The sequence below is a fragment of the Microbacterium gorillae genome, from assembly GCF_000826185.2.
Classification (GTDB): Bacteria; Actinomycetota; Actinomycetes; order Actinomycetales; family Microbacteriaceae; genus Microbacterium; species Microbacterium gorillae.
On the sequence record NZ_LN648872.1, the window covers coordinates 194,231 to 215,720 of the forward strand.

Sequence of the window (21,490 nt, forward strand, 5' to 3'; positions counted from 1 at the left end):
AATGGAGTCGAAGGAGACACAGAATGAACGCAATCACACGACGCGCGATCGCGCGCGGCGCCGTCGTCGCCGCGACCGCGGGGCTGGTCGGATCAAGCCTCATCGGTTGCAGCGTGACCGGGGCCTCATCTCCCACCGGCGGGGGCGGGGGTGACTCGGGAACGATCAACGTGCTGATGATGAAGCAGGCCGGCTACAACGAGAGCGATGTCTCGGCGATCATCTCGTCGTTCGAGGCGGACCACCCCAAGATCAAGGTCAAGACGACGTGGGTGCCGTATGAAGCGCTCCACGACAAGATCGTCACGTCGGCGCCCGCGGGAACGTACGACGTCGTGCTGATGGATGTCATCTGGCCGGCTGAGTTCGCTTCCAAGGGGTTGATCGCCGATGTCACCTCGAAGATCCCCGCCGACTGGAAGACGGACATGCTCGGTGGCGCACTGTCGACCGCCGAATACGACGGGAAGTACTGGGGAGCCCCGTGGGCGCCTTCGACGAAGCTGTTCTTCTACAACACGGACATGCTGGCCAAGGTCGGAGCGACGGCCGACGACGTCAAGAGCTGGGACGGCGTGCTCGCCGTGGCGAAGAAGCTCAAGGACGCGGGCGTGGTGAAGTACCCGCTGTCGTGGTCGTGGTCGCAGGCGGAGGCGCTGATCTGCGACTACGCCGACCTGCTGGGCTCGTTCGGCGGCACCTTCACGGACTCGTCCGGAAAGCTCACGTTGAACTCGCCCGAAGCCGTCCAGACCCTGACCTGGATGAAGAAGACCATCGATGACGGTCTGAGCGATCCGGCCTCAGTGACCTACCTCGAAAACGACACGGGCAAGTCGATGGCCGCGGGCAACACCGCGATGGAGCTGAACTGGGAATCGACCTTCGCGGACTTGAATGACAAGTCGTCCTCGACCATCGTGGGCAAGGCCGCCGTCACCGCTCCGCCCGCCGGACCCTCGGGGAAGAACCCGGGTGTGAACGGGTCGATGGTCTGGTCGATCACCTCGGGCTCCAAGCACCAGGACGCCGCGTGGACGTTCTTGACCTACTACACGAGCCAGGAGATCCAGAACAAGTACATCGCTCGCCAGATGTCGGACTGGAAGTCCAGCTACACCGACGCCGCCGTCACGGCCGAGAACCCCGAGGTGATGAAGGCCGCCGGTGCCGCCTACGACAACCTGATCTCGCGTCCGCAGGTCGAGAACTACAACGCGATCTCGCAGATCCTCCAGGTCCAGATCCAGAACGCCCTCCTCGGCAAGCAGTCGCCGAAGGACGCCCTTGATGAGGCGCAGAAGCAGGCCGAGGCGGCGAAATAGCGCGTTCGGGCGCGCGGACGGATGGGGATGGTCGCGCGCGTCCGAACCGACATCGGCACCGCAGGCAGTGAAGAGGGAGATCCCGTGATGGACACGGACGTGCGGGTTGTGTCGAAGCCGCGACGGCGGCGGTCGTTCGACCGGCAGGGGAGGCTGGCGTTCTGGCTTCTCCTGCCGGCGGCGGTCGCCGTCTTCGGGGTGGTCCTGTACCCGATCTTCCGCACCGCGCTGGTGTCGCTGTTCGATGTGAATTCGGCGCTCGCGACCGACACGCCCTTCGTCGGGCTCGGCAACTACATCGCGGTCGCCCAGGACCCCGTGTTCTGGGCGTCGCTCGGTCGCACGCTGTACTTCACGATCGTGTCAACCGCGATCGAACTGGTCTTCGGGCTGATGATCGCGGGGCTCCTGAACGCGAAGCTGCGGGCCCGGTGGTTGTTCCGCACGATCATGGTGGTGCCGTGGGCGATCCCGACGATCGTGAACGCAGCGCTGTGGAAGGGGATCTACAACCCGCAGTACGGCCCGCTGAATGCGCTCCTGTCCCAGCTGGGGATCATCGACGAATATCAGGCGTGGCTCGGAGATCCCTCGTGGGCGCTGAACTTCGTCATCATCGCGGACGCCTGGAAGACGACGCCGGTGGTGGCCTTCTTCCTGCTCGCGGGCCTGACGACGATTCCCCCGGAGCTTCTGGAGGCGGCTCAGATCGACCGGGCCGGGTGGTGGCGCACGTTCCGGTCGGTGATCCTGCCGCTCCTGGTGCCGTCCATCGCCGTCGTCCTCGTGCTGCGCACCGTGGAGGCGTTCAAGGTGTTCGACATCATCTACGCGATGACCGGTGGCGGCCCCGCCAACAGCACCGCCACGATCTCCTACTTCGCCTACGAGACGGCGTTCTCGAACCAGAACTTCGGTGTCGGGTCCGCCCTTTCGCTCGTTATCGTCATCGTCATCCTGATCCTGACGACGATCTATCTGCGCCTCCTGCGCCGTTCCGAGATGAGCATCCTGTGAGCCGCATGCGCCGCCGCACCCGCAACAGCGTCCTCGTGCATGTCGCGGCGATCATCGTGGGCGTGTGCACGCTGGCACCCGTGCTGTACATGCTGATCGCCACTGTCACCCCGCAGCGCGACCTCATCACCGTGCCGCTGCGGTGGATTCCACAGACGCTGGACTTCTCGCGGTACGAGACGATCTTCTCGGGAGGTGCCGACTCGGTCGGACAAACGTTCCGCGCCGCGTTCGTGAACTCCCTCGTCGTCGCGGTCGGCGTGGTCGTGGTCGCGATGGTCGTCGGCATTCTCGGCGCATACGCCTTCGCCCGCCTGCGATTCCGGTTCCGGCGGACCGTGCTGTTCATGTTCCTCGGGACGTACATGCTGCCGCAGATCGCGCTGCTGATCCCGACGTACTTGATCCTTTCCTCGGTGGGCCTGTTGGACACCCGGGTCGGCTTGATGATCGTCGACTGCTCGCTGGTCGTGCCGTTCGTGCTGTGGATGTTGAGCAACTACTTCGCGACGATTCCGGAGGAACTCGAGGAGGCCGCTCGGGTCGACGGGACGACACGCATCGGTGCTCTCTTCCGCATCGTGCTGCCCGCCGCGCGCCCGGGCATCTTCTCGACGCTGATGTTCGCGTTCCTGCTGGCGTGGGACGAATTCATGTACGCGCTGATCTTCACCTCGTCGGATGCGTCCAAGACGTTGCCGGTGGCGATCAGTGAGTTCGCGGGCAAGTACACGACCGATTTCGGCCTCGTCGCGGCCGGAGGTCTGCTGTCGGCCATACCGCCCGTCGTGATCGCGATCATCTTCCAACGCCACATCGTCAGTGGTCTGTCGTCCGGGTCCATCAAGTAGGAGGTATCCATGGCCCAGAAGATTCCGTTCGCGGACGCCATGCGTGCGCAGCCCGCATTGATCGCCGGGGTCCTGCGTCGGTTGCGGGAGGCTCCCGCCGTTCCACCGCTTCGACCCACTGAGGTGGTGTCCGTGGTCGGCATGGGGGCGTCGCGCAATTCGGCCTACGCATTCGTGGCCGCCGCCCGCGCGGCCGGTGTTCGTGCCGCGAATCCGTCAGCGGCTGAGGTTCAGGCCGGACCCGGGGATATCGCTCCGGCGGACTACACCGTGCTGGTGTCCGAGTCCGGGCGCAGCCCCGAGACCGTCAGCGCCGCCCGATTGCCGGCGCGGGTGAGTCTGGCCGTGACGAACGAAGCCGGCTCCCCGTTGGCGGCGGCCACCGACGTCTCCCTCGATTTCGGCGACATCGCCGATTCGGGGGTGTACACCGCAGGGTATCTCGCGACACTTCTGGCCTACGCTCACCTGTTCGATGCGTGGGGTCTGGACGCGATTCCACCGGACGTGGAGCAACTGCCGTTCCTTGTCGCGGAGGCCCTTCAGGCCCACGAGGAGGATGCGCGGGCCGCCGCCGAGTGGATCGCGGCGGCGACGATCGTCGATGTGGTCGGCCAGCAGGTCTCGTTCGCTGCGGCGAGCCAGTTCGGTCTGATGCTTCGTGAGGGGCCGCGCGTGCGGTCGGCGGTTTTCGAAACGTTCGAGTACCTCCACGGTCCGATCGATGCGGCGAGGGACGGAACAGTGGTCGTGGCATTCGGCGACGGACGCGAAGCCGACCTCGCCCGAGTCGTCGTCGGCGGTGGGGCTCGGGCCGTGCTGGTGACCTCGGACGAGGTTGAGTCGTCCGCAGCTCTCCGGGTGATCCGTATCCCCACCGGACTCAGCCCGTTCGCCAGAGCAGCCGTGGAGGCCGTCGTCGCCCAGCTGATCGCCGCCGCCGCGGCGGAGATTCGTGGAGTCTCCATGGACGAGTTCCTGTACGACGGGCTCGGGACGAAGATCGGGGAGTGAGCTGCGGCTCGCGTTCTCGATGGGTCCGGATTTCTTCGCTTGGGACGGGGCCGTGGAGGGTGGCGTTTCGCGGGGCGGCTCGGGTTCGCGATGGGTCGGGATTCCTGCGCTTGGGACGGAGCCGTGGAGGGTGGCGTTTCGTGGGTTGGCTCGCGTTCTCGATGGGTCGGATTCCTACGCTTGTGACGGAGCCGTGGATGGTCGCGTTTCGCGGGTTGGCTCGCGTTCTTGATGGGTCGGGATTCCTGCGCTTATGAAGGAGCCGTGGATGGTCTTGTTTCGCGGGCCGGCTCGCGTTCTTGATGGGTCGGATTCCTACGCTTGTGACGGGGCCGTGGATGGTGGCGTTTCGTGGGTTGGCTCGGGTTCGCGATGGGTCGGGATTCCTTCGCTTGGGACGGGGCCGTGGATGGTCACGTTTCGCAGGGCGGCTCGCGTTCTCGTCTCCGCGTCGGGGGCGCCCCGCTGGGAGGGCGCCAGCGAGGCGAAACGGCGTGAGATTCATGGCGGGATCGGGGGTGAGAGCAACCTCATCTCCACAGGCCGAAATCTATCCACAGCCTGGGATATTCAACGTCCGCTGTCGGTGCCCCGGCGTAAAATATGGGTTATGAACACGACGATGGAACGGGCCCGGGAGACGATGGCTCACGCCGTCGCCGACCTCCGTTCCATCCTCGCCTCCGGCACCCTCGGTGAGGCGTCTCGGGAGGACGTTCTCGGGTTCGCGATCAGCGTCGGAGACATGCTCCGGCAATCAGAAGCGGCCGCGATCGAACTGACCGGTGTGATCGAGAAGCGCTCCGCCGCGGCGGAGCGCTTCGACGTTTCCGCCGACTGCCGCTCCGCGAACGAAGTGATGCAGCGCACCACCGGTGCCGCCCCCACCACCGTCAAGCGATGGAGCCGGCTGGCCGCGACGATCAAGCCTGCTCGGGTTCTGTCCTCTGGTGAGCAGAAGCCGGCGGAGTTTCCTGCCCTCCGTGAGGCGCTCACCACAGGTGCGATCGGCGCGGACGGCCTGGAGGCCGCGACCCGGCCCCTGCGGGAGATCAAGGATCGCGTCGCGTCGACGGATCTCGCGGAGGTTGACGAGGTTCTCGCGGCGATGACCACGACCACCGGGGCGCCGGTGATGTGCGACACCCTCCGCGACGCTTCCCTCCGGCTCGCCACAGACCTCGATATCACCGGTGCCGAGGATGAAGAAGAAAAGTCCTTCCGGGGTCGGGCCTTGCGGCTCGGGGTGAAGCGGAACGGGCTCGTGCCCGTCTCGGGTCAACTCGTCCCGGATGTCGCGGGTGCACTGTCGGTGTTGCTGGATTCGATCAACAACCCCCACGGCCAGCCCGCGGGCGTGAAGTTCCGGCCCTCGGACGAATCCGACGAGAACGCGGATGCGCGCACGATGGCGCAACGGAACCATGACGCCCTCGGCACGATCCTTGCCGCGGTCCCCAATGCTCCGGACATGCCGACCAACGGCGGCGGCGCACCGGTGCTGGTGATCCACGCGACGGAAGACACCGTCCGTGCCGGTGAAGGGTGGGCCACCATCCCCGGCGCCGATGCGACGGGTACCGATGTGCCGGTGCCGTTCGCCGCGGCGAAGCATGTCGGGTGCTGTGGGACCGTCCAGCACCTCACCACCGCCGCCACCGGCCGGATCGTGAAGCTCACGATCGACAAGCGCTTCTTCTCCCCGGACCAGCGCCGAGCGATCACCGTCCGGGACCGGTCGTGCGTGATCCCGGGGTGCCACACCCCAGCCCGGTGGTGCGAGATCCACCACGTGAAGGAATGGTCAAACGGCGGTCAGACCGATGTCGATAACGGGGTGCTGATCTGCTGGCACCACCATCGGTTCATCGATCGGATGGGGTGGGATATCCGGATGGCGGACGGCGTCCCCGAGGTCCGTCCACCGGACTGGATCGACCCCACCCAATCCTGGAAACCCACAGGCTCGCGGGCAGTACCTCGCCCGAAGCGGGGTGCGTGATGTCCGGGGAGAACTCCGCCCACACCACACCCACCCTCCGCCCCGCGACGTTCTGCCTCACCGCCGCTCGTCCAACGGCCGGGAAGGAGAACCACGTCGAGAACGTGAACGGCGCAGTGGCGACCCCCTCCCGAACGCGAGCCGGCAACCGAAGCCGAGCAGACGGGCACCATCCCCAGCAGAAAGACCCGACCACGCCGGAACGCGACCCGCACCACACAGCGGGGCGCGCCACACACCCCGCGACGCTTCGACGCGCTCACGTGACGAGCAACGAGAACGAGACCGACGCGAGGGCAACCACCCCGCGAACGCGACCCGGCGACGAGAGCCGATCCGTGACGGCCGGTCTTAAGCCGAAAACCCACTCCCGCCGGAGCCCGCAGCGCCGAACGGAACGCACCGACCGCATCCCGAGCGCACAAGACGCAACCATCCCAAGATCCGCGCGCCGACAGATGAACCCAACCGCCCCGACAACCCGTGTCGTCTTAAGCCGAAAGCACGCGACAACGCTGGAACACGACACGCGCACCCCCCCGCCACCCACGGACCAACGCTTCGTCCTGCCGACGATCGCCCAACTGCCAGGGCCCCGCGGCGGAGCGGCGGAAGAGGTGCGCTGCCTTCAGATCGCGACCAGGCGTCCGTCCTCCAACCGGTACGAGCGGTCCACGAGACCGGGCGGAACCGCGATATGGCTGATGAGCACCACGGCCCGGTCCGGCACCGCGGTGAGCATGTCGGTCAGCAGTGCGTCCGACCGCGCCGGATCGATGCCCGCCGTCGGCTCATCCAGTACCAGCACGTCCACATCGTGCAGCAGCACTCGGGCCAACGACAACCGCTGCGCTTGCCCACCCGACACCAGCGCGCCGGCCTCGCCGACCCGGGCGTCCAGCCCACCACGGCGCCGCAGCCAGTCGCCGAGCCCCACTCGTTCCAGCACCGCCTCCAGCTCGGCGTCGTCCGCATCATCACGGGCGAACAGCAGATTCTGGCGGATGTCCTCATCGAACAGCATCGGCTGCTGCTCGCTCATCCCGACCGCGAGTCGAACGTCAGCGCCGGACAGCCCGTGCACGTCGACGCCGCCGAGTGTGTACGACCCCCGCGCCTGCAGGAACCGGACGAGCACGTGAGCGAGCGTCGACTTGCCGGCCCCGGAGGCACCGGTGATGAGGATCCGCTCGCCCGGCCGGACATCGAGATCCAGCCCGCGCAGCGTGTCCCGCCCACCCGGCCACGCGGCGTGCACATCACGAAGCCGCAGCCCGTCGCCGAACGTCGGCCGACTCGGCGCCGCTTCGACATCGTCCGCGACCAGCTCATCGGGGACCTCGGCCGGGAGGGCGTCCGCGATGCGCTCCGCCGACGCATGCACGCGACGCCACGATGCCGCGGCCAGCGGCACCGCACCGAACACCTCGAACACCGCCAGCGGCACGAGCGCCGCCACCGCCATCAGTGCGCCCGATTCCCCGGACACGACGGACGGCGCACACACCGCGACCGCCGCGATGGACGCGACCCCGGCCAGCAGCGACACCACGGCGGAGGACACCCCCTGCGCACTCGTGGCGCGCGTCACATGGCGGCGCAGCGAGGCATCGGCCGCACGCACCCGATCCCGCGCCGCCGGCTCCGCGCCATACGCGGCCAGCACGTCGAAACTGCCGATGTAGTCCGCCAGCGCACTCGTCAGGGCCGCCCGGGCCGGCGCGACGGAACGCTCCGCCTGCGACCCGGCGAGCCAGCCCCACAGCGCCGCGGCACCGGCCGCGAGCACCAGGCAGACCGCCAGCGTGAGCCCGGCCGCCGGGGCGATGATCGAGATCGCGATCACCGCGACGATCGACGTCAGCACACCGACGACCACCGGCTGCACGACCCGCAGCGGCAGGTTCTGCAACTCTTCGACGTCGTCGACGAGGGTGGACAGCACTGAGCCGCGGTCGGTGCGCGAGATGCCGTCCGGCGCCAGCGGCACGAGCCGTCGCACCAGGTCCCCGCGCGTCACGGCGAGCTGGCGCAGCGCCGCGTCGTGGCCGCTGACGCGCTCGAGGTACCGGAACACGGCGCGGGAGATGGCGAAGAAGCGGACGCCGACGATCGCGACGTTCAGCGCCACCAGCGACGTCGCGAACGACGCGGTGACGATGAGCCACCCGCTCGCCGAAAGCAGCGCGACCGCCCCGACTGCGGAAGCCAGCCCCCAGAGGGCGCCGACCGCGAACCGCCGCAGCGGGGGCTGTGCGGTGCGAAGGACGTCGCGCGTGGTGGTCATGAACGGGCCTCCGCGCCGGCGACGAGGACGACGTCGTCGGCGATCGATTCGGCGGTGGAACGGTGCGACACGACCACCACGGTCGCGCCGCGATCGGCGACGCCGCGCAGCTCCCGCCACAGCCGCGCCTCGGTGTGCGCGTCCAGCGCGCTGGACGGCTCGTCGAGCACGATGACCCGTGCAGCCCCGCGGCGGTGCCGGTACAGCGCGCGCGCCACGGCCACCCGCTGCGCCTGCCCGCCGCTCAGCCCGGCGCCCTGGGCGCCCAACTCCCGGTCCGGATCCGCGTCCGAGCATGCCGTTCGCAAGGCCCAGGCGACGTCGTCCGCCGCCGGAGCATCGTCACCGAGCGCGACGTTCGCGGCGACCGTCCCGGCGATGAGTCCCGGACGCTGGTCGGCCCAGGCCAGCCAGGATGCGGGGGAGAGGTGGCGCAGGTCGATGCCGTCGAGCGTGGCGGTGCCGGTGAACTCCGCGGCACGACGCAGCGCCGCCACGACGCTGGACTTGCCGGCTCCGGACGGTCCGCGCAGCACGGTGACGGTCCCCGGCCGGGCGGTGAACGACACCGGTGGCAGCGGCTCATCCCGCTGCACGCGGACGTCGATGAGAGCGAGAACGCCCGGCCCCTCCGGGGTACCGGCGACGGCATCGTCGGCGGGGGAGACCGCGGCGGCCTCATCCAGCACCGAGAAGACGTCGGCGGTCGCGGCGAGCCCCTCGGTGGCGGCGTGGAACTGCACGCCCACCTGGCGCACCGGGAAGAACGCCTCGGGGGCCAGCAGCAGCACGAACAGCCCGACGGACAGCGCCATCTCGCCGTTCAGCATCCTCAGGCCGATGGACACCGCGATGATGGCCACGGAGATCGACGCCAGGAACTCCAGCATGAAGCCGGACACGAACGTGATGCGCAGCACGGTCATGGTCTCCCGGCGGTAACCGTCCGAGATGGACTCGACCGACGCGACGGCCTTGCGCTCGCGGCCGAACAGCCGGAGCGTCCCGAGACCGGACACGGTGTCCGCGAACCGCGTGGCGAGGCGCTGCAGCGTGCGCCACTGCTTCTGCTGGACGCTCCGCGTGGCCAGGCCGATCAGGGCCATGAACAGCGGGATCAACGGCAGACAGATCACGGCGGTGAGACCGCTGATCCAGTCCTGCCCCCACATCACGACCAGCAGAACCGGGGTGATGATCACGGTCGCGACCAGTTGCGGAAGGAAGCGCCCGACGTAGACGTCCAGAGCCTCCAGTCCGTGACCGGCCGTCACGGTGAGCGCGGATGAGTTCCGCCGGGCCAGCCAGGACGGACCCAGGCGACGGATCGCCGCCAGCAGCGCCAGGCGCAGCTCGGACCCGACGCGGGAGGCCGCCCCCGCGGCGACGCGCTCGTCGGCCCACACCAGCGCGGCGCGGACGAGCACCACAACGCCCAGCCACATCAGGGTGCGCGCGAGCCCGTCGGTGCGATCCAGCACCCCGGTGATCGCCGCGGTCAGCAGCCACGCGAACGCGATGGTCGCCGCCACCCGGGCCACGCTCAGCGCGCCGGCGGCCAGGAAGAACCCCCGACTGCTGCGGGCGTACCGCAGCAGTCGAGGGTCGACCGGTCCCGTACGGGTCCTCTTCTCAGGCATCAGAAAGGCTCAGTGGGCCTGAACCGCTTTCTCGATCGAGGACCGCGTGACGCGCTTGCGGAACACCCAGTACGTCCAGCCCTGGTAGACCAGCACGACCGGAATCGCGATGACCGCGAGCCACGTCATGATCTGCAGCGTGTAGTCCGTGGACGACGCGTTGTAGATGTTCAGGCTGTTGGCCGGGTCGGTCGAGGAGGGCAGCACGTTCGGGAACAGGGAGGCGAACAGGCCGGTCACCGCGAACACGATGGTGGCGGCGCCGAGCGAGAACGCCCAGCCCTCCTTGTCCTTGTAGTTCATCAGCACGGACGCGATGAGGGAGACCGCGGCGAGCGCGCAGAGGATGAGCCCGGCGATCGAGAAGTGCGCGACCAGCGTCCAGACGAGGAACGCCGCGGCCACGACGATCGTCGCGAGCCCGGACCGCAGCGCAAGCTTGCGGGCGTCCAGACGGAGCTGTCCGTCCGTCTTCATCGCGACGAACATGACGCCGTGCGTGAAGAACAGCAGCAGGGTGGTGAGGCCACCGAGCAGCGCGTACGGGTTCAGCAGCGTGAACAGCGTGCCGGTGAAGTTGTGGTCCGCATCCAGCGGCACACCCTGCACGATGTTGGCGAACGCCACGCCCCACAGCAGCGCCGGAACGGCCGAGCCGATCACGATCATCCAGTCGAAGCCGGACTTCCACTTCACGCTGTCGCGCTGGTGGCGGTACTCGAACGAGACGCCGCGGAGGATGAGCGCCAGCAGGATCAGCAGCAGCGCGAGGTAGAAGCCGCTGAACAGCGACGCGTACCACTCCGGGAACGACGCGAACAGGCACGCACCGGCGACGATGACCCAGGTCTCGTTGAGGTCCCAGATCGGGCCGATGGTGTTGATGATCTGCCGGCGGGAGATGTCGTCCTTGCCGAGGAAGGGGAGGGACATGCCCACGCCGAAATCGAAGCCGTCCAGGACGAAGTATCCGACGAAGAAGAAGGCGACGATCCAGAACCAGAGAGTGTTGAGATCCATGATGCGTACCCCTTAGTAGACGACCGACTCGACGGGCTTGTCCTCGGACGGTGTCTCGTCCGGGTCGATGCCCTTCTGCGCGGCCTTGATGATGAGGCGGAACTCGACCACCGCGAGGGCGGCGTAGATCGCGGTGAAGGCGATCAGGGAGATCAGCACCTCGAGTCCGGAGACGTTCGGGGAGACGCCGTCCCGGGTCGTCATCAACCCGAACACGAGCCAGGGCTGACGACCCATCTCCGCGAACACCCAGCCGACGAGGTTCGCCAGCAGGGTAGCCGGAACCGACCAGATCGCCAGGTTCCACATCCAGGTGCGGACTTCGTACTTCGCCTTGCGGCGCGTGGCCCAGAGGCCGTACGCGGCGATGACGGCGGAGACGACGCCGAGGAGGATCATCCAGCGGAAGGCCCAGTAGGTCACCCACAGGACGGGGGCGAAGTCGGTCAGACCGGTGCCGGCGAACTGCGTCGCGTACTGCGCGTTCAGGTCGTTGATGCCCTCGACGCAGCCGTTGATGTCGTGGGTGGACAGGAACGCCAGGAGGAAGGGAACACGGACCGAGAACAGCTCGTGGCTGCCGTCCGGGGTGCCGAGCGTGAACAGCGAGAAGGAGGCGTCGGATCCGCAGGCGGAGTTGAACATCGCTTCGGCGGCGGCCATCTTCATCGGCTGGGTCTGGACCATCGCAAGGCTCAGTGAGTCACCGCTGAGGAACACGCCGACGAGGGCGACGAGCATGCCCCACATGCCGAAGCGGAGGCTCTTGCGGAACGTCTCGTAGTGGTTGTTGCGCTTCATGTGCCACGCGGACACCGCGATGACGATGCCCATCGCGAACATCAGGGCACCGAAGAGCGTGTGCGGGAAGGCGGACAGAGCGACCTTGTTCATCAGCAGCGCGCCGAAGTCGATCAGCTCGGCGCGACCGGACTGCGCGTTGTACTCGTAGCCGACCGGGTTCTGCATGAACGCGTTGGCGGCGATGATGAAGTACGCCGAGAGGATGGTGCCGATCGAGGTGGCCCAGATGGTCAGCAGATGGATCTTCTGCGGCAGACGGTTCCAGCCGAAGATCCACAGGCCGATGAAGGTCGCTTCGAAGAAGAAGGCGAGCAGGCCCTCGAAGGCCAGCGGCGCACCGAAGACGTCGCCGACGAAGCGGGAGTAGTCAGACCAGTTCATCCCGAACTGGAACTCCTGGACGATGCCGGTCACGACGCCCATGGCGAAGTTGATCAGGAAGATCTTCCCGAACAGGCGCGTGAGGTGCAGCCAGCGCACATCGGCCGTCCGTACCCACGCGGTCTGGAAGATGGCCGTGACCAGGCACAGACCGATCGTGAAGGGGACGAACAGGTAGTGGTAGACGGTCGTGAGACCGAATTGCCAGCGCGCTAACGCCAGCGGATCGAGCAGTTCCATGGGAACGACCTCCGTGTCGTGCGCGGGCGTGTCTCCCCACGCTCATCGACCACGGTATTCACGTGGCCGGTGCACGTTTCGCGGCGGGAGCCGTGAATAACTCCCGCCCCTGGTCAGCGCGGAATCGCCGCGCGGCCCAGCCCCGCTACGAGGCGATCTCGTCGGGCTTTCGACGCATGAGCTGGATCACGCAGTCCGTCGGGTCGCACGCCGGGCGCATCTCGCCGACGTCCAGGGGCCCGCCGACTTCGGTGAGCACGCTGCGAAGCAGCGACAGATGAACGCTGCACCGGGTACCGTTCGGTCCGCTCGCTGCGGCGTGCTGGCACGGGCTGAGGTCGACCGTGAGCTCGACCTCATCGACCACGGGATCGAACCCGCTCTCCTCGAGATGCTCGACGACGGCGTCGAGCTGATGCAGCTCGTCGGCGTCGAGGCCGTCGGGGATCGTTTCCGGCATGATGCGTCGCATCATGTCGCCGCGCTCTGCGGCTTCCGTCGCCTTGCGTCGGATCACCGGGCTGGAGGAGCCGTCACCACCGGTCGCGGCACGGTACAGCGTGCGCGGCCGTCCGCGGGTGGTGCGGTGCTCGATGGACTGCAGGACGAAGCCGCTCTCGATGAGCCGTTGCAGATGCTCGCGGACCGTATTCGGATGCAGCCCGGTGGCTTCGGTGAGCTCGTCGATCGTGCGGTCGGCGCGTTCGAGCAGCATCGCGAGGATTCGCACGCGGGACTCGCTGGAGATGGGGCTGTAACCGTGGGGGGCGGCCATGGCCCCATCCTCTCAGAAAAACGTGGTCGCTGCGCGGAATGTCGCGCGCGTGCCCGAGCCGTCCCATGGAGGCGCCACGAGGCCGATAGCGTGGCGGTGTGGTGAGGGACGAGGTGCGGACGCTGGGCGTCGTCGGCGCCGGCCGCGTCGGGCTGACGCTGGCACGGTTGGCGATCGCGTCCGGCCTGCACGCCCGCGTGTCCGGGTCGGGGGAGCCGGTGCGCGTGCGCCGACCCGCGGCGCTGTACGCTCCCGGAGCCGAGGCGGTCCGGACCGAGGACGCCGCCGCTGCCGACCTCGTCGCCCTGTGTATGCCGCTGGGTGAATACACCGAGATCGATCCCGTTCCGTTCGTCGGGCGGATCGTGATCGACGCGATGAACTACTGGCCGGAATCGGACGGGGAGCGTGCGGACCTCGACGACCCCACCCACCCCACCTCGACGTTGGTGCAGGCGCACCTGCCCGGGGCGCGCGTGGTCAAGGCGTTCAACCACGTCGCGTTCCGGGACCTTCAGGCGAACGCCCGTCCGTCCGGCTCGCCGCACCGCATCGCGATCGGCGTCGCGGGCGACGACGCGAACGCACTCGCGGAGGTGTCGTCCCTGGTCGACCGCCTCGGATTCGACCCGGTCTACGCCGGGACCCTCGCCGAGAGCCGCGTGCTGGAGCCCACCGGCCCGGTGTTCGGGGCCGTTCTCGGGGCGGACGCCCTGCGCACGCGGCTCGGGCGGTGACTCAGCCGAACACCGGTGGCAGCGTGATGATCGCCAGCCGTGCCCGGCCGAGGTGGATGTGACTCGGCCGAACACGGGCGGCAGCGTGATGATCGCGAGCCGTGCCCAGCCGGCGTGGCGGTGACTCAGCCCAGGTGCACGGGAATCAGGCGAAGCCGAACACCGGAGGCAGCACGATGATCGCGAACAGGGCCCAGCTCAGGTACACCGGCAGGTAGCCGGTCTGCCAGCGCTCCAGGGCGGTGAAGCGGCCGTGTCTGGTCGCCAGTCGCAGCATGAACCATCCGGCGCCGGCGAGGTTCACCAGCAGCACGATGTTCACTCCGAGCGCGGCGACGCGGTTCGCGGTGAAGCCGTAGTCGTCACCGGCGCGGACGAACATCACGATCAGGACGAACGCGTCCACGAGCAGGGCGAGGGCCACCATGACCAGTTGCAAGCGGTCGAACCATCCGGCCGGTGCCTGCGGATCGCGCGCGGACTGCGTGTAGAGCACGAGCCCGATGACCACCAGCAGCAGGACGTCGATGACCAGGAGCAGCTCGCGCGATCCCGCCACGGTTCCGGCCTGCACGAGGACGGCGATCAGGATGCCGCCGAGCAGGAGCGTGAACAATGGGGTGAAGATCTTCGCGAGTACCGGAGCGATGTTCTCCAGGACGCCCTTCTTCGTCTCCACGAGCCAGGCCGCGACCAGTGGCGCGATGCCGATGAAGACCGCCGCCGCCCACGGGCCGATCACATCGGCGATGTCGACGCCCAGCACGCTGAACACGATGAGGGTGATGCCGGCCAGGACGCCCATGCCGAGTGCCATCAGCGTGCAGTAGATGAACCACTCGCCACTGAATCGGATGAAATCCATTCGTGGGCGCGCTTCGCGCCAGTCATCGCCGACGTATGCGAGCCCGACCGCCAGCCACAGCGCCACCGGCTGGTGCAGGAAGGCCACGATCACGCTGTCCCCGCGCATCTGGAACGGGTAGCCCAGGGCGAAGGCCGCCGGTAGCGCCAGGAGCACGACGGTCGCGACGATGATCATCGGTCGCGGCCGTCGACGGATCAGGAAGTAGGTGGCCACCGCGGCGGCCAGCACGACCGGTGCGATGCGCACCAGGAACGTCCCCTCGAGGAAGCCGGTGTCCATCAGGGCGAGGAGGCGCAGGATGAGCGCGGCGACAACGCCGATCACCAGAGCCGGCAGGAACCGGTCGCGCCAGGGCAGCGATTCCTCGGCCGCTGCCGGCAGCTGCCCCCACAGTCGGTCGCCGTGCTCGCGTGCGTACTCCGAGGAGACGGCGCTCGCGGAGCCGATCCGACCACGGGCGATGGTGAACGCCTCGGCCGCGGACAGCCCGGACGTCATCAGCGCGTCCATCTGGTCGCGGAGGTGGCTCTCCAGCTCCGCGACGTCGTCCGCGCGGATTGCCGGTGTGCGGCTCACGTCGGTCCGCCACGCGGTGATGGACGCTTCGACCTGCGGGTCAACGGTCGCCATGCTCATGCCCCCATTCCCGCCACCAGCGGTGATCCACCGTCATGCCAGACGCGGGAGAGGGCCTTCGTGACGATCTCCCACTGCGCGCTCTGCTCACCGAGCAACGCCTGGCCGCTGGGGCTCAGGCGGTACAGCTTGCGCCGCCGGCCGGTGTCGGCGATCTGCCACCCGGACTCGACGTGGCCCAGCCGTTCGAGGCGGTGCAACAGCGGATAGAGCATGCCGTCGCTCCATTGCAGCTCTCCGTCCGACAGCTCGGCGATCCGCTGCAGGATCGCGTAGCCGTACGACTCGCCTTCCGCCAGGATGCCGAGCACGAGGGGTGTCGCGGTCGCCGCGACCAGATCCTTGCCGACCTGCATGTGGTCTCCAACCCTTGTGGTGCTATGTACCTAGAACCACAAGGTATGTCCCACGGACCATCCTCGTCAACATCCGCAAACCGTTCCCGGCGCACTCGCAGGCTGGCGTCGGTCCGGCCGCTCGGCGGTCCTCGCATGTCATCATGGGGCCGTGCGCTTCATCCTCAATGTCATCTGGGTCATCCTCTCCGGCTGGGTTCTGTTCCTCGGCTACATGCTGGCGGGCGTGCTGCTGTGCATCCCGATCGTCACGATCCCGTGGGCGATCGCGTCGTTCCGCATCGGCGTCTACGCGTTGTGGCCCTTCGGACGCGAGATCGTCAGCAAGCCGAAGGCAGGGCTCGGGGCGGCCCTCGGCAATGTCATCTGGGTCGTGCTCGCCGGGTGGTGGCTGGCGATCGCGCACATCGTCTCGGGGATCGCGCTGGCGGTGACGATCATCGGCATTCCGATGGCGATCGCCGACTTCAAGCTGGTCCCGGTCTCGCTCATGCCGCTCGGCAAGGACATCGTTCCGACTCGTCGGGGTCCTTTCGCGGAGAACTGAGGGTGCTGGGTGCGTGATCGTGCCGACGCGTCGGGGTCCGTTCGCGGAGAAGTGAGAACGCGCGTCAGACGATCGCGGCGGCGGTGCAGACGACCGCGATGAGGGGAAGGGCGCCCTGTGTGACGGCGGCCCGGCGCTTGGCCGGCGCGGAGAAGAAGAGCACGAGGGCTGCGGCCAGCATGGAACCGGTCCCCGCGAGCATGAGCGCGACGCCCGGGTAGAACAGGCCCAGCGCGGCGAGGATCAGACCGATCACGGTGACCACCGCGAGGAACAGGTTGTAGAAGCCCTGATTGAATGCCATCTCCTCAGTGGCCTCGGCCTGCTCCGGTCGAAGTCCGAAGACGCGGCGCGTGCGTGGCGATGTCCACGTGAACGACTCCATTACGAAGATCGCCACATGCAGCGCCGCGGCCAGCGCCGCGAAGATCAATCCGATGCCGAGCATGTATTGAACATAGTTCCGGAACGGTCAGCGGCACAGGGCGTCGGCGAACCAGCGGGCGTAGTCGTGCCACGGATCGCGGTCTCCGCGCAGGCGTGCGATGTGCGTGGTCAGCGGCTCGGTGAGGGCGAACCACTCGCCGCCCTCGCGCAGAGCGGCGAATTCGCGGTGACGGCGCTGTTCGACCGAACGGTCACCGAGTTCGAACGCCAACAGCTCCTCGTGCCGGATCGCGGCGAGCCGTCGTCGCGGGGTGCCGGATGTGCCGATCTTGACGCGCGTCGCGTAGCGCAGGTAGTACACGACATCGACGCGGGGGAGGGGGAGGTCCGGATCAGGGGCGTCGCCGACCCGCCAACCGCAGACTCTGCAGGCCGGGCCGTCCGGCGTGCGGATGGCGGTAGTCGCCCCACACAGTCGGCACGGCGAGCGGTCGTCGGTGGAAGGGGGCACCCGGAGAGGGTAGCGTCGGGTGCCGACATCGGCTTCGCGAGTTCTCCCGCTCGGCCGTCGGAGATGCCGATTTCCGGCATTCGGGGGACATTTCTGCCATTCCCTGACCATTGGCGAGGAAATACGACATCAGTCGGCGAAAGAATCTGCCGACCATGATTAGGTGTCGGATGAACGGATCGTCGAATCCCCCACCCTGTCTTGGGTGTCGGCGATGTTCTCCCGCCCGATCCCACGGCGGGACGTGCGGGACCCCCGTCTACGGTGCTGGGTCCCGCACGCGCCTCGTGAGCCGCGGCATCGCATTCCCGCCGCCGTGACGCGGACGAGGCGGGGACGCAAAAGAGCCCCCGGTGTGCACCAGGGGCTCTCGCTGCGGAGAATGGGGGATTCGAACCCCCGAGGGCTTTCACACCCAACACGCTTTCCAAGCGTGCGCCATAGGCCACTAGGCGAATTCTCCTCGGCCGCGAAGGGCCATCAAGAATCCTACCCTGTGCGAGAGGGTGCTCGTGACGCCTCGGCGGTATCCACGCCCAGCGGTCGCCGGAACAGGGAGCGGGGCAGGAGGAAGGCCCGTCGCCGATCCGCGGGATCGACCATCGTCCTCCAGGCGGCGCGCACCGCGTCCATCTCGGCGGTCAGATCGACCCGTGGGCGATCCGCGTCCGGGTGGGCGTAGCTCGTGCGCTCCACCGCTGTGGCCAGGGTCCGCAGCGGTGCGGTCGCGGTCTCGCGGCGCTCCGACATGCGCTCGGCGAACGCCCGCGGCGTCTCGGCGGAGGTGACGCCGAGACCGAGGTCCAGTGCCTGTGCGAGGACCTCGCGCCAGGCGGACACCGCATCACCGGCGCGGGCGCGGGCGCGCCGGCGTGCGCGGATCGCGATGCGCGCAAGAGCCGGAACGAGAGCCAGCAGCGCCAGTCCGAGCAGGACCAGAGGGACGATCCACACGACGGGAGAAACGGTGCCGGACTCCGTGCCGGAGCCCGCGGTCGGCTGCGGGTTGTTCGCGGCGTCGTCCTTCACCGACCGCGTCGGTGCCGGTGCCGGGCCGGTCGTCGGCTCCGGGCCGGCCGTGCTGTTGGTCGCGGGGGTGAAGGCCGTCGGCGTGCCGAGCGTCGCGGTGGGCTCGAAGGGCACCCACCCGATGCCCGTGAAGTACACCTCCGGCCAGGCGTGCAGCTGGTCGCTGGTGACCTGGTACACCGTCTGATCGTCGACCTTGTCGTTCGTCGCCTCCCCGGGAAGGAAGCCGACCACGACACGTGCGGGCATGCCGAGCGTCCGAGCCATCAGCGTGAACGTGCTGGCGAAGTGCACGCAGTAGCCTTCGCGCTTCTGCAGGAACGCCACCATCGCCGCAATTCCGGTGCCGTCGAAGCCATCGTCGATGGGCGCCGTCAGGGAGTACTGGAAATCGTCGCGGAACCAGGACTGCAGCAGGATGAGTTTGTCGTAGTCCGTCTTGCCCGAGGACGTGACCTCGGCGGCCGTGTCAGCGATGATTCGCGGGGTCTCCGCCGGGATGGCCGACACCGCGGGATCCGCGCCCACGCCGGAGCGCGTGGCCGGGGCGGCTTCGATCTGCTCGAGGGTCGGTGTCAACGTCAGAAAGTCGACCCCGTAGTGCTGGCCGGACGCGTCCGAAGTCTCGGACGAGATCGTGCGGCTGTCACCGCGCGCCAGCCAAGCACCGGAGATCCCCGTCACCGCGGTGGCGGCGTACGGTACCGGTGCCCACTGCGAACTCAGATCGCCGACCTCGACGGTCCCGACGTGCGCCTGGGCGGACACGTGGTCGGCGCCGTCCACCGGCAGGGCGAGGACGCCCAGCGCCGTCTTGTCGGACTCATCGGGCTGCCACTGGCGACCGGTGAAATCCGTGACGGTGGTCAGGCGAAGGTAGGGCGCGCTGGTCAGATCGGACCGAAAGGTCAGGACCGGTGTCGCGTCCGGCCGGCGCAGGTCACGGCCGAGATCGAGGCTGGCGTCCACCGTGGTGAATCGGGCGAACCCGGTTCCCGCCGCGGTGCCCCCGGGAACGGCCGGAGCGATCAGAACCGCGACCAGCAGAGCGACGGTTCCGGTGACCACCGCCGTCAGGGTGCCGCCGCGGCGCACTCGGTCGGGGTCGTCGGCCTCGGCCCGCACGACGGTGCCGCGTCGCGCCATCAGCAGCGCGAGCACCATGATGACCACCACGGAAACTCCGGCGGTCGGCCCCGGGATGAACACCGCGGGGATCGAGCACACGACGGCCAGGAGAGCGCCGGCCGCCAGGGGCAGGCGTGCCACGGCGGTGACCGCGTCGATGGCGACCGCCAGAACGCCGAACGCCGCCACCAGCATCGTGGTCAGGGCGGGCGTCGGCGCGAGGGGGGCGACCCCGGCGCGGATCTGCTGCACCGCCTCGGTGGCGTAGCCGCTGAACAGCGGCAGCGTCTGCGGTGTGGGGATCACCCCGAACAGCGTGGTCGTCCCGCCGGAGAGCAGCATCAGCAGCGCGGCGACCGAGAGGAGCTGCGCGATGGGGACGAGGATGCGTGGCAACCGGGTGCGGCGCAGCAGGTAGCCGACCACGATGACCAGGACGATGGCGATCACGGTCACCGGCTCCCAGCCGCCCCCGCTGAGAACCGTCGTGAGCGGCGCGATCGAGACGCTCACCGCGAGCGCCGTGAGCGCGGCGATGCGTCCGTCCGGCCGGGGGCGACGGCGTGTCGTCGCGGCACCGGGCTCATGGCGCGTCGTCGCGGCGGCGGTCTCACGGTGCGTCGTCGCGGCACGGGGCTCGCGGTACGTCATTGCGGATTCCGTCTCACGGTGCGTCGTCGCGGCACGGGGTTCACGGGGCGTCATCGAGACCCTCGTCTGTTCGGGCGGACTCCCAGGCGTTCGCAACGCCGTCCGGATCGGCCGGCGCGCACGCTCCGACACGCCAACCGTGCGCGCGGAACGGGGCCAGTTCGGCGGTGCGCATACCGGCCGAGATCAGGACGGGCAGCCCGGAGGCGCCGGCGAGTCGAGCCACGGCGTCGCGGTCCGCCTCGGCCATGCGCCCGACGATGAGGATGACCGGCCCACGTGCGGCGCCGCTGATCACCGTGCGAAGCTCCGCGGCACCCGCGCCACCGTGCGCGCGGACGGTGGACAGGGTCAGCAGCATGTCCGGGACGTCGTCCTCGACCGCCAGCAAGGGGACGAACGCTGCGCCACCGGCATCCAGGACGCGCACGCGATACCCGTCGCGCAGGAGGCGGATCGCGGCCGACGCCGTCAGCGAGACCGCCGCCTCGAACTCCGGGTCCGAGCCGGGAGACGCGCGCGCGGCCGCATCCCAGTGCGCCTCGGAGCAGTCCAGCACGACCGTCGCCTCCGGAGCCGTCTCCCGCTCCTCCTGGCGCACCATCAGCTCCCCGTGGTGAGCCGTCGCGCGCCAGTGGATGCGGCGCATCGAGTCGCCGGCGGCGTACGGGCGGGCGATGAGGTTGTCCATGCCTTCGCCGAGGCGGGAGGTCGTGGAGTTGAGCGCTCCGCTGGCCTCCGCGGCGCGCATCGGCAGACCGACGAGCTCGACCACGGCCGGTGCGATCGTCACCATGAGCGGTTCCCCGTAGACCGACACGCGCCGGCTCAGTCCGAACGCGTCCTCGGTGATGATCGTGAGCGGGCCGAGGGCGTGCACGCCGCGCCGACGAGCGGTCACCTCGTAGCCCGCAGAGAACGTCTGCTGCCCGACGAGCCGCTCGCCACCGCGGAAAGCGCCCGATGCCGCGCCGCCGAAGCCCTCGTCATGGCCGTCGACCCAGCGCGCGGTTCCGGCCGCGAGGCCCACCGTCGTGCTCACACGCAGGTCGACCGGGACCTCATCGCCCACGGAGGGTGATGTGCTCCGGATGCGGCGCGCGATCGTGACCGATCCGCGTCCCCACCACAGCGTCGCCAACCCGAGCACGGGCAGCACCAGCAGGGCGACGCCGGCGATCGCGAGCGGGATCAGTCCGGTCCGCGCGGACACGACCAGCACCACGAACGCCAGCACCAGCGAGAGGGTGCCGCGAAGGGTGAGCGGCCACCGGCGACGCATGG

Annotated in this window: 18 protein-coding genes and 1 tRNA gene; 7 read left to right on the forward strand and 12 right to left on the reverse strand. The window is 68.7% G+C overall.

Annotated elements, in window-relative coordinates; genetic code table 11:
- Positions 1 to 23 precede the first annotated feature (23 nt).
- From BN1193_RS02860 to BN1193_RS02880, 5 genes are all read left to right on the forward strand, one after another.
- Positions 24 to 1,325, forward strand: a complete 1,302-nt coding sequence (locus tag BN1193_RS02860; RefSeq protein ID WP_052460365.1) for an extracellular solute-binding protein — start codon at positions 24 to 26, stop codon at positions 1,323 to 1,325.
- 87 nt (positions 1,326 to 1,412) lie between these two features.
- Complete coding sequence (locus BN1193_RS02865) at positions 1,413 to 2,342, forward strand: carbohydrate ABC transporter permease (protein ID WP_052460374.1); 930 nt, start codon at positions 1,413 to 1,415, stop codon at positions 2,340 to 2,342.
- 5 nt (positions 2,343 to 2,347) lie between these two features.
- Positions 2,348 to 3,193: a carbohydrate ABC transporter permease gene (locus tag BN1193_RS02870; protein WP_040164003.1), complete on the forward strand. Its 846-nt coding sequence runs from the start codon at positions 2,348 to 2,350 to the stop codon at positions 3,191 to 3,193.
- A 9-nt stretch (positions 3,194 to 3,202) separates the two neighbouring features.
- Complete coding sequence (locus BN1193_RS02875; protein WP_040163895.1) at positions 3,203 to 4,207, forward strand: SIS domain-containing protein; 1,005 nt, start codon at positions 3,203 to 3,205, stop codon at positions 4,205 to 4,207.
- Positions 4,208 to 4,817: 610 nt separating this feature from the next.
- The gene (locus BN1193_RS02880; protein ID WP_040163897.1) at positions 4,818 to 6,209 is read left to right on the forward strand and encodes an HNH endonuclease signature motif containing protein; all 1,392 of its coding nucleotides are present in this window, start codon (positions 4,818 to 4,820) and stop codon (positions 6,207 to 6,209) included.
- Between the two features lie 628 nt (positions 6,210 to 6,837).
- Here the strand turns inward: BN1193_RS02880 and cydC are convergent.
- The 5 genes from cydC to BN1193_RS02905 form a co-directional block, all read right to left on the reverse strand.
- Entirely contained in the window at positions 6,838 to 8,496 is a 1,659-nt protein-coding gene (gene cydC, locus BN1193_RS02885; protein WP_040163899.1) for a thiol reductant ABC exporter subunit CydC, read from the reverse strand.
- A complete protein-coding gene (cydD, locus tag BN1193_RS02890) occupies positions 8,493 to 10,136 on the reverse strand; it encodes a thiol reductant ABC exporter subunit CydD (RefSeq protein WP_040163901.1) in 1,644 nt (547 codons plus the stop codon). The genes cydC and cydD overlap by 4 nt, the downstream gene beginning before the upstream one ends.
- 9 nt (positions 10,137 to 10,145) lie before the next feature.
- Positions 10,146 to 11,156 carry a cytochrome d ubiquinol oxidase subunit II gene (gene cydB / locus BN1193_RS02895; RefSeq protein WP_040163903.1) on the reverse strand — a complete coding sequence of 337 codons (1,011 nt, stop codon included), beginning with the start codon at positions 11,154 to 11,156 and terminating at the stop codon, positions 10,146 to 10,148.
- A 12-nt stretch (positions 11,157 to 11,168) separates the two neighbouring features.
- Positions 11,169 to 12,581, reverse strand: coding sequence for a cytochrome ubiquinol oxidase subunit I (locus BN1193_RS02900; protein ID WP_040163905.1), 1,413 nt, complete (start codon positions 12,579 to 12,581; stop codon positions 11,169 to 11,171).
- A gap of 145 nt (positions 12,582 to 12,726) precedes the next feature.
- Positions 12,727 to 13,356: a helix-turn-helix transcriptional regulator gene (locus tag BN1193_RS02905; RefSeq protein ID WP_040163907.1), complete on the reverse strand. Its 630-nt coding sequence runs from the start codon at positions 13,354 to 13,356 to the stop codon at positions 12,727 to 12,729.
- A gap of 98 nt (positions 13,357 to 13,454) precedes the next feature.
- On the opposite strand from BN1193_RS02905, the gene BN1193_RS02910 reads away from it, so the two are divergent.
- Positions 13,455 to 14,093: an NADPH-dependent F420 reductase gene (locus tag BN1193_RS02910; RefSeq protein WP_094770235.1), complete on the forward strand. Its 639-nt coding sequence runs from the start codon at positions 13,455 to 13,457 to the stop codon at positions 14,091 to 14,093.
- A 145-nt stretch (positions 14,094 to 14,238) separates the two neighbouring features.
- On the opposite strand, the gene BN1193_RS02915 is transcribed toward BN1193_RS02910, so the two are convergent.
- Together BN1193_RS02915 and BN1193_RS02920 are read right to left on the reverse strand one after the other, a co-directional pair.
- On the reverse strand, positions 14,239 to 15,597 hold the full coding sequence (locus tag BN1193_RS02915; protein WP_141396608.1) for a permease prefix domain 1-containing protein: 1,359 nt from the start codon (positions 15,595 to 15,597) through the stop codon (positions 14,239 to 14,241).
- Positions 15,594 to 15,953, reverse strand: coding sequence for a PadR family transcriptional regulator (locus tag BN1193_RS02920; protein WP_040163910.1), 360 nt, complete (start codon positions 15,951 to 15,953; stop codon positions 15,594 to 15,596). The genes BN1193_RS02915 and BN1193_RS02920 overlap by 4 nt, the downstream gene beginning before the upstream one ends.
- Before the next feature lie 151 nt (positions 15,954 to 16,104).
- Between BN1193_RS02920 and BN1193_RS02925 the strand changes: the two genes are divergently transcribed.
- Positions 16,105 to 16,500 carry a YccF domain-containing protein gene (locus BN1193_RS02925; protein WP_040163911.1) on the forward strand — a complete coding sequence of 132 codons (396 nt, stop codon included), beginning with the start codon at positions 16,105 to 16,107 and terminating at the stop codon, positions 16,498 to 16,500.
- A gap of 64 nt (positions 16,501 to 16,564) precedes the next feature.
- Here the strand turns inward: BN1193_RS02925 and BN1193_RS02930 are convergent, their stop codons facing one another.
- From BN1193_RS02930 to BN1193_RS02950, 5 genes are all read right to left on the reverse strand, one after another.
- The gene (locus BN1193_RS02930) at positions 16,565 to 16,948 is read right to left on the reverse strand and encodes a DUF1304 domain-containing protein (RefSeq protein ID WP_040163912.1); all 384 of its coding nucleotides are present in this window, start codon (positions 16,946 to 16,948) and stop codon (positions 16,565 to 16,567) included.
- A 24-nt stretch (positions 16,949 to 16,972) separates the two neighbouring features.
- On the reverse strand, positions 16,973 to 17,398 hold the full coding sequence (locus BN1193_RS02935) for a GIY-YIG nuclease family protein (RefSeq protein WP_040163913.1): 426 nt from the start codon (positions 17,396 to 17,398) through the stop codon (positions 16,973 to 16,975).
- A 376-nt stretch (positions 17,399 to 17,774) separates the two neighbouring features.
- Positions 17,775 to 17,861, reverse strand: a tRNA-Ser gene (locus BN1193_RS02940).
- Between the two features lie 26 nt (positions 17,862 to 17,887).
- Entirely contained in the window at positions 17,888 to 20,206 is a 2,319-nt protein-coding gene (locus BN1193_RS02945) for a transglutaminaseTgpA domain-containing protein (protein ID WP_195907784.1), read from the reverse strand.
- 40 nt (positions 20,207 to 20,246) lie between these two features.
- Entirely contained in the window at positions 20,247 to 21,488 is a 1,242-nt protein-coding gene (locus tag BN1193_RS02950; RefSeq protein ID WP_040163914.1) for a DUF58 domain-containing protein, read from the reverse strand.
- Positions 21,489 to 21,490 lie beyond the last annotated feature (2 nt).

What these genes read in the sequence shown, in the direction of transcription:
- BN1193_RS02905 (WP_040163907.1), bottom strand. Translation starts at nt 13,356, where the DNA reads ATGGCCGCCCCCCACGGTTACAGCCCCATCTCCAGCGAGTCCCGCGTG.
- BN1193_RS02900 (WP_040163905.1), bottom strand. Translation starts at nt 12,581, where the DNA reads ATGGAACTGCTCGATCCGCTGGCGTTAGCGCGCTGGCAATTCGGTCTC.
- BN1193_RS02860 (WP_052460365.1), top strand. Translation starts at nt 24, where the DNA reads ATGAACGCAATCACACGACGCGCGATCGCGCGCGGCGCCGTCGTCGCC.
- BN1193_RS02880 (WP_040163897.1), top strand. Translation starts at nt 4,818, where the DNA reads ATGAACACGACGATGGAACGGGCCCGGGAGACGATGGCTCACGCCGTC.
- cydC (WP_040163899.1), bottom strand. Translation starts at nt 8,496, where the DNA reads ATGACCACCACGCGCGACGTCCTTCGCACCGCACAGCCCCCGCTGCGG.
- BN1193_RS02915 (WP_141396608.1), bottom strand. Translation starts at nt 15,597, where the DNA reads ATGAGCATGGCGACCGTTGACCCGCAGGTCGAAGCGTCCATCACCGCG.
- BN1193_RS02950 (WP_040163914.1), bottom strand. Translation starts at nt 21,488, where the DNA reads ATGCGTCGCCGGTGGCCGCTCACCCTTCGCGGCACCCTCTCGCTGGTG.
- BN1193_RS02865 (WP_052460374.1), top strand. Translation starts at nt 1,413, where the DNA reads ATGGACACGGACGTGCGGGTTGTGTCGAAGCCGCGACGGCGGCGGTCG.
- cydD (WP_040163901.1), bottom strand. Translation starts at nt 10,136, where the DNA reads ATGCCTGAGAAGAGGACCCGTACGGGACCGGTCGACCCTCGACTGCTG.
- BN1193_RS02930 (WP_040163912.1), bottom strand. Translation starts at nt 16,948, where the DNA reads ATGCTCGGCATCGGATTGATCTTCGCGGCGCTGGCCGCGGCGCTGCAT.
- BN1193_RS02945 (WP_195907784.1), bottom strand. Translation starts at nt 20,206, where the DNA reads ATGACGTACCGCGAGCCCCGTGCCGCGACGACGCACCGTGAGACCGCC.
- BN1193_RS02920 (WP_040163910.1), bottom strand. Translation starts at nt 15,953, where the DNA reads ATGCAGGTCGGCAAGGATCTGGTCGCGGCGACCGCGACACCCCTCGTG.
- BN1193_RS02870 (WP_040164003.1), top strand. Translation starts at nt 2,348, where the DNA reads ATGCGCCGCCGCACCCGCAACAGCGTCCTCGTGCATGTCGCGGCGATC.
- cydB (WP_040163903.1), bottom strand. Translation starts at nt 11,156, where the DNA reads ATGGATCTCAACACTCTCTGGTTCTGGATCGTCGCCTTCTTCTTCGTC.
- BN1193_RS02875 (WP_040163895.1), top strand. Translation starts at nt 3,203, where the DNA reads ATGGCCCAGAAGATTCCGTTCGCGGACGCCATGCGTGCGCAGCCCGCA.